The 12,068-nt window shown below is 36.0% G+C and carries 9 protein-coding genes; 4 read left to right on the top strand and 5 right to left on the bottom strand.

Annotated elements, in window-relative coordinates; genetic code table 11:
* Positions 1 to 125: 125 nt before the first annotated feature.
* Entirely contained in the window at positions 126 to 317 is a 192-nt protein-coding gene (locus tag J4050_RS01870) for a cold-shock protein (protein WP_073085124.1), read from the top strand.
* Positions 318 to 373: 56 nt separating this feature from the next.
* Here J4050_RS01870 and J4050_RS01865 read toward each other — a convergent pair whose 3' ends face one another.
* The gene (locus J4050_RS01865) at positions 374 to 823 is read right to left on the bottom strand and encodes a nucleoside deaminase (protein WP_208152235.1); all 450 of its coding nucleotides are present in this window, start codon (positions 821 to 823) and stop codon (positions 374 to 376) included.
* Between the two features lie 16 nt (positions 824 to 839).
* Positions 840 to 3,494: a T9SS-dependent M36 family metallopeptidase gene (locus J4050_RS01860; protein ID WP_208152234.1), complete on the bottom strand. Its 2,655-nt coding sequence runs from the start codon at positions 3,492 to 3,494 to the stop codon at positions 840 to 842.
* A 228-nt stretch (positions 3,495 to 3,722) separates the two neighbouring features.
* Here J4050_RS01860 and J4050_RS01855 point away from each other — a divergent pair, with 228 nt between their 5' ends.
* Positions 3,723 to 5,507 (top strand): 1-deoxy-D-xylulose-5-phosphate synthase, encoded by a 1,785-nt coding sequence (locus J4050_RS01855; RefSeq protein ID WP_208152233.1) that lies wholly within the window; start codon positions 3,723 to 3,725, stop codon positions 5,505 to 5,507.
* Here the strand turns inward: J4050_RS01855 and J4050_RS01850 are convergent.
* A complete protein-coding gene (locus J4050_RS01850; protein WP_208152232.1) occupies positions 5,478 to 5,648 on the bottom strand; it encodes a hypothetical protein in 171 nt (56 codons plus the stop codon). The two genes, J4050_RS01855 and J4050_RS01850, sit on opposite strands and share 30 nt — an antisense overlap.
* An 81-nt stretch (positions 5,649 to 5,729) precedes the next feature.
* Entirely contained in the window at positions 5,730 to 7,070 is a 1,341-nt protein-coding gene (locus tag J4050_RS01845; RefSeq protein ID WP_208152231.1) for a deoxyguanosinetriphosphate triphosphohydrolase, read from the bottom strand.
* A gap of 228 nt (positions 7,071 to 7,298) precedes the next feature.
* Here J4050_RS01845 and J4050_RS01840 point away from each other — a divergent pair, with 228 nt between their 5' ends.
* Both J4050_RS01840 and J4050_RS01835 read left to right on the top strand, forming a co-directional pair.
* Positions 7,299 to 10,118, top strand: a complete 2,820-nt coding sequence (locus J4050_RS01840; protein WP_208152230.1) for a TonB-dependent receptor — start codon at positions 7,299 to 7,301, stop codon at positions 10,116 to 10,118.
* A gap of 39 nt (positions 10,119 to 10,157) precedes the next feature.
* Positions 10,158 to 11,354: a beta-helix domain-containing protein gene (locus J4050_RS01835; RefSeq protein ID WP_208152229.1), complete on the top strand. Its 1,197-nt coding sequence runs from the start codon at positions 10,158 to 10,160 to the stop codon at positions 11,352 to 11,354.
* Positions 11,355 to 11,439: 85 nt separating this feature from the next.
* On the opposite strand, the gene J4050_RS01830 is transcribed toward J4050_RS01835, so the two are convergent.
* Positions 11,440 to 11,799: a toxin-antitoxin system YwqK family antitoxin gene (locus J4050_RS01830; RefSeq protein WP_208152228.1), complete on the bottom strand. Its 360-nt coding sequence runs from the start codon at positions 11,797 to 11,799 to the stop codon at positions 11,440 to 11,442.
* Between the last annotated feature and the right edge of the window lie 269 nt (positions 11,800 to 12,068).

Here is a 12,068-nt window from a genome sequence, read left to right as displayed (position 1 = left end):
ACTAAGCTTTCTTTGGTTAAAGCCAAAGAGTTTTAATTAAAACCACATTAAAAAAATACAATTTGTTAACAAAAGACTGTTATAATTATCCTACATTTGCACTTTAATTTATTATTTTTTTTACAATGACTGGAACAGTTAAATTTTTCAATGATTCAAAAGGATTTGGATTCATTACAAACGAAGAAACAGGAAAAGACATCTTCGTACACGTATCAAACCTTAATGGTTTAGAATTACGCGAAGGCGATAATGTCGAGTACACGGAAGAAGAAGGACGCAAAGGAATGGTTGCTGCCAATGTAAGCATTCTTTAAGATATACTTTATTACAGTTTCAACGCTCAGCTTTTAGCTGGGCGTTTTTTTTTGCATCAGTTTAAATTCCGTTTTTGTATAAAAAAACGTTTTAAAAGGTCTGAAGCTTCATTTGCCATTACACCTTCAATGACTTTGGTTTTAGGATGTAATTGAGTTCCCATAGATTTAAATCCTCTAGTCTCGTCCGAAGCTCCATATACAATCTTTGAGATTTGACTCCAATACAGTGCACCAGCGCACATTTGGCAAGGTTCTAAAGTAACATACAGAATACAATTATGAAGATATTTACCTCCTAAAAAATTTGAGGCAGCCGTAATAGCTTGCATTTCTGCGTGGGCCGTTACATCATTTAAAAGTTCAGTAAGGTTATGGCTCCTAGCAATAATTCTGTTTTCAACAACTATTATTGCCCCAACCGGAATTTCGCCTTTATCAAAGGCCGCTTCAGCTTCCTGAAGGGCCTTTTTCATAAAGTAGTTGTCATCGTAGGGTGTTATCATACGAGACTAAAGATAATTAGTTCTTTATAATTTTCTCGTTATAGCTGAAATTATCTCCAGTTATAGTTAAAATATACAGTCCAGCTTTTAGGTCTGAGGTATTAATAGAAATAGGATTAAATAAACTGTCACTTCCTTTGTAAACCAGACGTCCATTTATATCTATAAGTGTTATGGTAACATCTCCTAAGTTTTCTTTAGCCTCAATAAACAATTCTGTTTGAGTTGGATTAGGATAAACACTTACGTTTTGCTGTGCAAACTCATCAACATTTAAGCTAGAGCAATTTGCTAATGAAGGGTCATCAGTAGGAGGTAAAGTAAAGTCTTCAACTTGGTCTCCCCTGTTTAATGAAGATCCTTGTTGTGCGTTAAATCCTAAACCACGCGCCGCAAACACTTCCCAAATAATGCATTGGTTCTCACCTCCCGTAGTGGCCATATCAGCTGCCAACAAAGCATCTCTTCCATCAATAAATCCAGGCTGACATGGTTGCAATTTCAATCCATCAATTACCAGTTGCATAATACGATTATTACCCCCAGAACCATTATACAAATCTGAATCAAAACCATACTTATCGATATAAGCCCATGTTAAGTCCCAAAGTACTGTTGCCCATACGAAGCCAATACCGTGAGGTTGTGCGAGGAAATTAGAATCATCATAGGTGGCAGGATTAACGGCAAAATCTGTACTATATCTTGCTGGCCGTATACCTCCGCCAGTTGTAGGTTGACTCAATGCAAATGTACCAACTCCTCTTCCTGTTTCGGGTAAATCATTTTCAGTCATAGTTATAACTAAACCAAACCAATCAGACCATCCTTCTCCCATCTGCTCATCATTAAATAGACAATTTGCGGCTTGTGGACCTCCTGCTAATCTATTAGAAATTCCATGACCATATTCGTGTGCTACAATAACATTGTCAAAATCACCATCTACAAAACCGACTAAATCAGGCCCTTGTAAGGATATATTTATAGTTTGGCTATTTTCTAAAGCAGAAATCAACTGCTCCCCAAACGCTTGAGTAACCATAACCGAAGGAATAGTAACCGAACCTCCATCATTTCCGGGACCCATTGGAATTAGTGCATCTGGCGAATTATTTACAACAATTGCCGCAATAGCTCCAGCATTTTCAGCGGCAAGAACCTTAGTACCAAATTGACATCCACCTCTGCGAATGACAGCAATTTTACCATTGATTAAAAACGGACTTATTAAATTTTGGCATGCGTCGTAAAAATCCGCTGTTGAATCTAGTGCTAGACCCAATTGTCCTGTTATTGCTGTATCAGTTGGTAAATCTGCTCCAAAAGTGGCGCCGACTGCTTCATAATTTCCAGATAATGGTCCATTTAATACATCCAGCCTATCGCCTGAATTTCCTCCTCCTGGTGGCGTCCATAAAAACATCTGCATTCTAGGATTAGAACCATCTGGTGGCGTACCAAAATTAGCATTATTAAATCCGCTTCCATCTTGTGCATCTGCAAAAACAAAATCATTCCCTATACCTTGCCCTGTGATATAGTTAGACTCTTGAAAATTTCCAGACTGCTCATCGAAACCATGCTTATACCATACATCGTGCATCATATTATTCATGTAGAACAAATTTGTAATAGCAGCATCTTGGTAATCAAATGGAGAAAGACTGAAGTCCAGAGGAAAGTCAAAAACCAATGCTTGACTACCGTCTGGTGAATATCCAACACCACCCTGCTCATTTCCTCCATCTACATCTTCTTTTGCCAAGACATTATTACCCCTTGTTATTGTATGCTCGGGACCTAATATACCATCTGTGTCATGCCATCCAAAAGGCGAGGCCACAGGGTCAGAAGGACTAGAAACAATTTGTCTAGAACCATGATTTGGACTTTCTACCGGAAGGGGGAAAACATTATATCTAGAACCATCAACCATGGCAGGCATTGATGTATATTCTTGTTTGAATAAATCTAGCTTGAAATCCGTTGCGTGGTCATGGTTATCTTCCGATACTTTATGGTCAAAATTACAACTTAGAATTAAATCGTTAGACTCCAGAACATCGCCACTCAAGGCATCTACCCTTACACTCCACCAATTAGAATTATCCGTTTTAAAAATGAGTATGTCCCAAGCTAACTGAAGTGTATTTTCCTTAGGAAGCAACACCAATTCTACAGGAATATCCTCGGAGGAAATTCCGGCTGAATTAAACGTAAAACGTTTACCGTTTACATTGAGCTGCTCAAGAGCATTAATCTGTCCAAGCTCAAATTGATTTGCAACCTTTTGAATGGCAGCTTCAGGTGAAATAACTGGAGTAATAGCATTTACCTTATCATTGACATTTCCAATAAAACGATTAGCAAAATAAAATACCTTAGCTTCTTTAATAGCGATGCTAGAGATTGCATTGAATATTCTAATATTCTGGTAAGATTGATTAACGTAGTAGTGATTGATATCAGTACTTCTAGAATAGGTTTCATTTAAAAGAACTAGGTCAGAGTAGTCACTTTCTTCCAGATTGTACTTTTCCTTGTTCGTATCTAAAAAAGTAATAATTAAATCTCCATATTGAGACTCTTGTAATGGGGTCTGAGCTGTAATACTTAATGCGAAAAGTGCACAAAGAGTTACAGCAAAAAAACGTAATGTTTTTGTCATAGCAGATAATGGTTAGAGTGAATGATACATCTTAGCGATGTAAGCAATTTTTTTCAAAAATAAGGAATACCACTAAATATTTAAAATCACTCAAATTTTTAACACATAAACATCAATTTGTTAAATGATATGAATGAATATTTCTCAAACTTTCATTTTATGATAAAATTATAAGTACTTGGGTATAGATTGAAACATAGTGTTAAGGAGATCCCGTATTTTTGCCAAGTGAAACAAGATTTACTAGATAACATCGATTCTCCAGAGGATTTAAGGAGTTTTAGCTATACCCAGCTTAGTCAGATTGCCCAAGAGTTAAGGGAATTTATTATTTCAATTGTGGCAGTAAAGGAAGGGCATCTTGGTGCTAGTTTGGGTGTTGTAGAATTGACTATCGCAATTCACTATGTTTTTAATACACCTAATGATTTATTGGTTTGGGATGTTGGCCACCAAGCCTATGGACATAAAATCTTGACGGGACGCAAACATCAATTTGATACCAATCGCCAACTTAACGGTTTGAGTGGATTTCCTAAACGAGCAGAAAGTATTTATGATACTTTTGGTGTGGGGCATTCCTCAACCTCAATTTCTGCAGCGTTAGGTATGGCGATTGCGTCAAAAATAAAAGGTGAAAACAAACAGCACATAGCAGTTATTGGAGATGCCTCCATAGCTAGTGGTATGGCATTTGAAGCTTTGAATCATGCTGGTGTTACCGATACCAATCTATTAGTTATTCTCAATGACAACGCTATTGGAATTGATCCAAGTGTCGGTGCTCTTAAAGAATATTTGACTAATGTTAAAAAAGGCACCCAAAAAAGAGAGAATATTTTCGAAGCTTTAAATTTCGCATATTCTGGACCTATAGATGGGCACGACCTCAATGCTCTAATTACAGAGTTGGAGCGTCTAAAAACTATTGATGGACCAAAGTTTCTTCATGTCATTACCACAAAAGGAAAAGGGCTAAAATCAGCTGAAGAAAATCAAGTGGTTTACCATGCGCCAGGTAAATTTGATGCTAAAACAGGAGAATTAACACCTAAGTCTGGAGAAATCTTACCTCCAAAGTATCAGGATGTCTTCGGACATACTATTGTGGAATTAGCTGATAGTAACCATAAAATTATTGGTATTACACCAGCAATGCCCACTGGAAGTTCTTTAAAGTATATGATGGCCAAATTTCCGGAGCGAGCCTTTGATGTTGGAATCGCTGAGCAACATGCGGTAACACTGGCGGCAGGAATGGCCACTCAAGGGCTCATTCCATTTTGCAATATCTACTCCACCTTTTTGCAACGCGCTTACGATCAGGTTATACACGATGTTGCTTTGCAGAATTTACCGGTTATATTTTGCTTAGACAGAGCAGGATTGGTAGGCCAGGATGGTGCAACACACCATGGCGTGTTTGATTTAGCTTTTCTTAATTGCATCCCAAATCTTGTTATTTTTTCACCTAGAAATGTCACAGAACTGCGCAATATTATGTATACAGCTCAATTAGGTATAGATTTTCCTCTAGCCGTAAGGTACCCAAGAGGTCGAGGGCATATTACTGAATGGAAAAAATCCTTTAGTACTATTGAAATCGGGAAAGGTGAATGCCTTAAAAAAGGTGAAAAACTTGCTGTTATTTCTATTGGACCTATTGCAAATACAATAAGTGAGGCTATTGGAGAATCTAAATATACGAATGCTATTGGCCATTTTGATATGCGCTTTCTTAAACCTATAGATGAAAATCTGCTTCATCATATTTTTAAAAATTATGAGCAGATTGTTACCATTGAAGATGGTACGATTATAGGAGGTTTAGGAAGTTCTATAATAGCGTTTGCAAACAATAACAATTACCCCCAATCTATTTCAATCTTAGGAATAAATGATGAATTTGTGGAGCACGGAACGATTCCTGAGTTAATGACACTGCAAGAATTAGATGTAGCTTCTGTAAAAGCTAAATTAGAATCACTTCTCCTCAGCTTCAACAGAAGCTAAGTCCTTTGTATGTGCGTTATCCTGGCTAAATTCTGTAGTTATTTGTTGCTGGTCTTTTGAAGATGTAATATCGTCTAATAAAATTAAACACGTCACTACGGCCAAAAAAACAATTAAGCCTCCAAGTATATTATTTCTCATAAGTAGGTGGTTTTTGGGGTAAACTCACTTCTAAATACGATAATTAAACGATAAAAACCAAAAATAATCGATGAAATGCAACTAGTGGATCTGTCCTTTAAGCTTTTGATGTAGCATCATAGCATTAGAATCGGACAATGAAGCAACAAAACGTGAAATACTTAATGCGTTTTCATAGAGTGATTCTTGGCCTAAATGAATTGAAGGCGGAAGTAGCTCCAACAACAATTTATCATAATGCGTCAAGCTACTATTAAAGCAATTTGTCGCAACTGTACCAAAGCAGTTTAATAAATGGTTTAAAATCTCATAACCTGCTATTTCCTTATAAACCACATCTTGAGAGTTGTAAACGTTCTTAATACTCAAAGCGATAATGTCTTCTATTTGGGCCTTGTATTTAGATGTATCTAGAAGTGCTTTATCAAAATCACCTTTAAGAATATTAGCTTCATTTTCCATAAATATAGAAGCAGCTTCATCAATTAAAGTCCCTATGGCTAAAGCTCTTAAGTAACTAACGCGATCTTGTTTTGTTGTGAGTGCGTTATAATTTTTAGTTTGTATGCGGTCTCTGACTAAATTAATTAGGTATTCCAATGCATAATCTTCTTCGATGAGACCTAAGTTTATACCATCTTCAAAATCAATTATAGTATAACAGATATCATCAGCAGCCTCTACAAGAAAAGCTAAGGGATGCCGCTGATAACTGTGATGGGCTTCACTGCGCTTTTGCAATCCCAGTTCGTTAGCAACATCAATAAACATCTTCTTATCTGATTGAAAAAAACCATACTTTTTATCAGCGATATGCGATGTTGGTTTCTTGGGTAAAGATTCTTTTGGATACTTCATAAAAGCTCCCAATGTAGCATAGCTTAATCTAAGTCCGCCAGAGCGTCCTTCTCTGCTTTGAGCAAGTATATTAAAGCCATTTGCATTGCCTTCAAAATCACATAAATCTTGGTATTCCTTTGCTGTTAGTTGGTCTGTCAATGCACTCCCATGGCCGTCTTTAAAATATGACCCTATGGCTTTTTCACCAGAATGACCAAAAGGAGGATTGCCTATATCGTGCGCTAATGCAGCCGCTGCTACAATTGCACCAAAATCATTTAAAGTATATCCATGAACTTCTGATAAATGAGGGTGTTTTTCCAATATACACTGCCCAACTTTTCTTCCCAAAGAGCGTCCCACTACACTTACTTCGAGACTGTGGGTTAATCTTGTATGTACAAAATCCGTCTTTGATAGGGGAATCACTTGAGTTTTATCTTGTAAACTTCTAAACTCTGTTGAAAAAATGATACGATCATAGTCTACTTCGAAACCTAAACGTGTTTCATCTTGTTCTTTTCTAAGGCGCTTAGAGTTATCTCCGTACCGTTTTAGAGATAATAATTGTTCCCAATTCATGTATTATTATTTTCTAAGTCGCAAGATAGAGAAATTGACCCTTAATTAGTTAGGATTACAAAAGGAAAACTCGCCTTTTTTCGATGTTAATTAAATGTTGCCTCAAGTTAAACACTCTTAATGTTCAGCTAACACTAAACTAACTTTTTAATTACAAATGTTTAATTCTCGATTAACTTAAAAATAGGAATATCACAGTTTCTTTGCAGCAACAATTTTAAAATTCAAATGAAACAAATACTATTCATTTTTAGTTTTTTTATAGCGCTTGGTCTTCAAGCTCAAAATACAGGTTCTATAGTTGGGAAATTAACCGACAAAGAGTTTAATAATGAGCCACTTCCGTTTGCCAACATAGTTATTAAAGGTACTTCTAAGGGAACTACCTCGGATATTGATGGTCTATATGAACTTAATAATCTAGACCCTGGAAAATATGTCTTAATCTTTAGTTTTGTTGGATATGAAACTTTAGAAATAGAAGCCGATGTTGTGGCCGGTAAAGTAACCACTATTAACGTACCCATGGGAGCGAGTGCTGCAGCCTTGGAGGAAGTTGTTATTAAAACCTCTTCACGTAAAGAAAGTGAAGCCGCCCTTTTACTAGATCAAAAGAAAGCTGTATCCATTAAACAAAGTATAGGCGCAATTGAGTTATCGAGAAAAGGAGTTGGTGATGCTGCTGGTGCGGTTTCAAAGATTTCAGGTATTTCTAAACAGCAGAATTCTAGCGACGTCTATGTTAGAGGATTGGGCGACCGCTATCAGAACACTACATTTAATGGGCTTCCTTTGCCATCTACTGATGTTAACAAAAAGAATATTGATTTAGACTTATTTTCAACTGACATTATAGAAAATGTATCAGTTAGTAAAGCCTTTACCTCTAGTTTTTATGGTGATTTCTCTGCTGGAAACGTAAATATCAATTCTAAAGAGTATAACGGAAACGGCTTCGTAAAAGTCTCATTAGGGAGTGGAGTAAACTCTTTAGCTGCTGGAGAAAATTTTGTTAGAAATGATGGCCCAAGTTTCTTTGGGTACTATAACCGTTATGATGTAAACCCATTCAATGTCGTCTTAGGACAAACTGTAGATCCTCAGGATGGCAGTTCACCTATAAATTTAAATGGAACAATTTCTGGCGGGTACTCGCATAACTTTGACGATGATACAAGATTAAGCTTTTTTGCTACTCTTGGATTTTCTAACGGATACGAGTATAGACAAGGTGTTGCAAGAGACTTTACAAACGTTTTAAAAGTAGATTTTCCTAATGTAGAGGAGTATGACTACAGCACTAATACAACAGGGATGCTGAATATAGATTTTAAACTTGACAATACAAACTCCTTTAAGTTCAGCTCTTTATTTATTAATAGTTCGAGCGATCAAGTTGGCTATTTTGGTACTCAAGGCCAAGGTTTTAATCGTGATGACATAGCCAGTGTAGATCCAAATGGCTTAGGTTTCTTTACGATTAACGGTAGGTTTAATCAAGATATGGTTTTAGTTAATCAATTATTAGGCAAGCACTTGTTCGATGATGATACTCTAGAACTTACATGGGGTGTTGGATACAATTTAGTGATGTCTGATGAGCCCGACAGACGTCGTTTTTCATTTGAGAATTACCAATTTGCTCTAGACAACGATCCTAATACAAATCCAATTTTTTATACCAACATTCCATTTGATAACCAGCGATTTTTTCAATCTATTCAAGACAATGAATATTCGAGTTTCTTAAACTTTAAAAAAGAATTTTCAGAAAATTTCAAATTAAACATTGGACATAATGGAAGGTTAAAACGAAGAGCGTTTAGTAGTATTCGTTACGGTTATGAAATTGTAGATAGAGACAACACCCCTGTAACTAACATCAATGACCTTAATGCCATACTGAATGTTAATAATATTAATATTCCGGCTGGTTCTGGCTTATTTAATACCGTGGTCTTAAACCCAATCAATAATAATCTAGGGAATACAAACGTACCTGGCTTACCGGAAAATATCTATGATGGTGAATTAGAAATACATGCAGGCTATGTGAATGCAGAAATCTCAGTTGGTGACAAGTGGTTGTTTGTACCTGGGTTTAGATTAGAATATTTTGAACAAGATATTGAATATGACGTAATTAATATTCCACCAAATGATCCAGGTTTAAGAAGCGTTAATGAGACTTTACTTTTACCAACTTTAAATATAAAATATGCCCTTAATGACGATTCTAACTTAAGATTTTCATTTAGTCAAACAGCGTCTATCCCGGAGTTTAAGGAAGTAGCACCATTTATATATGAGGATGTTACTGTGAGGTATGGTGGTAACCCAGATCTTCTTGGTGGTGTTGACGGTACAGGAGCCACGTATTCAGACATCTATAATTTCGATTTAAAATATGAGTGGTTTATGTCTCCAACAGAGATATTCTCTGTAGCAGGTTTTGCCAAACGAATCAACGACCCCGTAAACCGAGTGGTTGCTGCAGACGCAACGGGAACACAACGCTTCTTTAGAACAGGGGACCTAGCAGAAGTCTATGGTATAGAATTAGAAGTAAGAAAAAACCTTATTAATAGAGAAGATGAATCAACGGTATTAGCTTTTGGTTTTAACGGATCTTACCTGCATACCGAACAGGATTTAAGAGACGTCTCTGGGACATTTACAACAGCTTTTAACAAGGATACCGAAGAATTAGAAGGTGCTTCAAATTGGGTTTTTAATGCCGATATTAATTATACTCCAAAATTCGGTAATTACGAGCCACAATTCACCTTAGTTAGTTCTTATTTCTCCGATAGAATATTTTCTATTGGTTCTGGTAGTTTAGGAAATATAGTAGAAAATAGTGTTACCTCTTTAGACTTTGTATGGAAAAGTCCAATTTCTGAAGGCTTAGAACTAACGGTTTTTGCACAGAACTTATTAAACCCAAATATCACCTTTACACGAGAAGGTACTGGTAGTGGAGATATAGTTATTTCACAATTTAAACTCGGTATAAACACTGGTGTAAAACTTAGCTATAAATTTTAACAAGAAACAATAAATAATCTCAATTAAATTCAATTAACAATGAAACGCAATTTATTATTACTTTTTTCTTTTGCATTGGTCTTTATGGGCTGTGAAAGAGATAATACACCAAATATTGTTATCAATGATAACAGTACTACTACCATAAATAATGGTGGTACTGGTCCAGGAAATGGAGTTATTACACTTAGTGGTGTATATTCTCAGGACTTAACCTTAGATGCAGACCAAGAATACTTAATTACAGGACCTGTATTAATGGCAGATGGTACGACTTTAACTGTACCTGCCGGAATGACAATTAGAGTTGAGCCAGTTGGAGTTAATGCTTACATCGCTGTCCAACAAGGTGCGACAATACAAGCAATTGGTAACGCTTCTAATCCTATTGTATTTACTTCTAATGCAAGTTCTCCAAGCTCAGGTGATTGGGGTGGAATCGTACTTTGTGGTAGAGCACCAATTAACTCAACAGCTGATGGATCGACTGATACAGCGACAACCGAAGTTGGTGGTCTATCTTACGGTGGTAATTTACCTGGTGATAGCTCAGGACGCATGGAATATGTACGTTTAGAGTATGTAGGTGGAGCTATTGATGGTAATGCTGAGCTTAACGGATTATCTGTATATGCCGCTGGTGACCAAACAATAATTGACTATGTACAAATCTATAAAGGTTCTGATGATGGTTTTGAATTCTTTGGTGGAACTGTAGATGCTAACCACTTAGTGGTTACAGATGCTGAGGATGACTCTATAGATTGGACTGAAGGGTGGACAGGTTCTATCACTGATGTTTATGTTGTTCAAAATGTTGGTATACCACATGATAGTGGATTTGAAATGGATGGTTTCAATACAGATTTTTCAAATGAAGGTGGTTATTTTTCTGCTCCTACAGTGACTAACGTTACGGTAATAGGAGACCAAGATTCTGGTCGCGCATTTAGATTGAGAGCAGGTTCTAGAGGTATATTCTCGAATATTCTTGTAAGCGACTTTGGTCGTGGATTTGTTATCCAAGATGACGAGCCAGGACAAGCTACTAGCCAAGGTGTTGTGGATGGGGATACTTCAGTAACTGATATTTCTTTTACTAATGTTGCCACTACAGTTGTACTAGACGAATTAGAAAATGTCATTACAGAAGGAGACGTTATCTTCGGAGATGCCGCTAATGCTACAGGTACTGATTTTGCTACTTGGGGTGCAGGTTGGGCACGTATGGACTAATTGTATTAACAATTATAAAACTTACATCATAAAAAAAGGGCTTCTAAATTAGAATAGAAGCCCTTTTTTTATATTTCTTATTTATCTACTCGTTTGCTGCAACCGAAGTTTCAGAATTCGTCCACTTATTGATACCCGCAATAACATTATTACTGTAATCCACTTCAGTTAGAGTATCATTATTCCAGTAGAACCATTTTCCAACTTTCTTTCCATCGTAATATTTTGCGGAGATAATTTTATTTCCTTGTTCGCAATAACTAAACCACTCTCCATGCAATTTACCTTCTTTGGTGTAAAACCCAGTCTGACTTATGGTTCCATTATCATGGTAATACACTACTTCTATTAAATCTTTTTCTTTGTTTAATTCTAAAGTTCTTTCTTTTTGAGCATATGTAAAACCTACACACAACATCACTAAAATTACAACTATTTTCTTCATAACTATTTGGGCTTTTATTAATAATAACGATACAAACATAACACTAAATTTACTTTAAACCAACTTTAAGATAACATTAAATTAACATTAACCGGGTATTTATCTGTTATTCAATTGTTTATATTTATTTATTTATTTCATGTTTAAATAAGAATTGTTGTATTTGCTGCTTGCCGTACCTTTGATATAATATTATTCACGTTTTCTTATAGAACATAACACTTTGGTAACATAACGTTGAAATTAAAAGATGAAATTTGCAAACAAAA

Origin of the sequence: Winogradskyella pelagia, assembly GCF_017581965.1 — a bacterium.
In the GTDB taxonomy this organism is placed as follows: domain Bacteria; phylum Bacteroidota; class Bacteroidia; order Flavobacteriales; family Flavobacteriaceae; genus Winogradskyella; species Winogradskyella pelagia.
The sequence above is the reverse complement of the archived record's forward strand: the minus strand, read 5'-3'. Positions and strand labels throughout refer to the sequence as shown.

Bases quoted from the DNA above. Each gene is read 5' to 3' on its own strand.
- J4050_RS01870 (WP_073085124.1), top strand. From the start codon at position 126: ATGACTGGAACAGTTAAATTTTTCAATGATTCAAAAGGATTTGGATTC.
- J4050_RS01865 (WP_208152235.1), bottom strand. From the start codon at position 823: ATGATAACACCCTACGATGACAACTACTTTATGAAAAAGGCCCTTCAG.
- J4050_RS01860 (WP_208152234.1), bottom strand. From the start codon at position 3,494: ATGACAAAAACATTACGTTTTTTTGCTGTAACTCTTTGTGCACTTTTC.
- J4050_RS01850 (WP_208152232.1), bottom strand. From the start codon at position 5,648: ATGAGAAATAATATACTTGGAGGCTTAATTGTTTTTTTGGCCGTAGTG.
- J4050_RS01845 (WP_208152231.1), bottom strand. From the start codon at position 7,070: ATGAATTGGGAACAATTATTATCTCTAAAACGGTACGGAGATAACTCT.
- J4050_RS01840 (WP_208152230.1), top strand. From the start codon at position 7,299: ATGAAACAAATACTATTCATTTTTAGTTTTTTTATAGCGCTTGGTCTT.
- J4050_RS01835 (WP_208152229.1), top strand. From the start codon at position 10,158: ATGAAACGCAATTTATTATTACTTTTTTCTTTTGCATTGGTCTTTATG.
- J4050_RS01830 (WP_208152228.1), bottom strand. From the start codon at position 11,799: ATGAAGAAAATAGTTGTAATTTTAGTGATGTTGTGTGTAGGTTTTACA.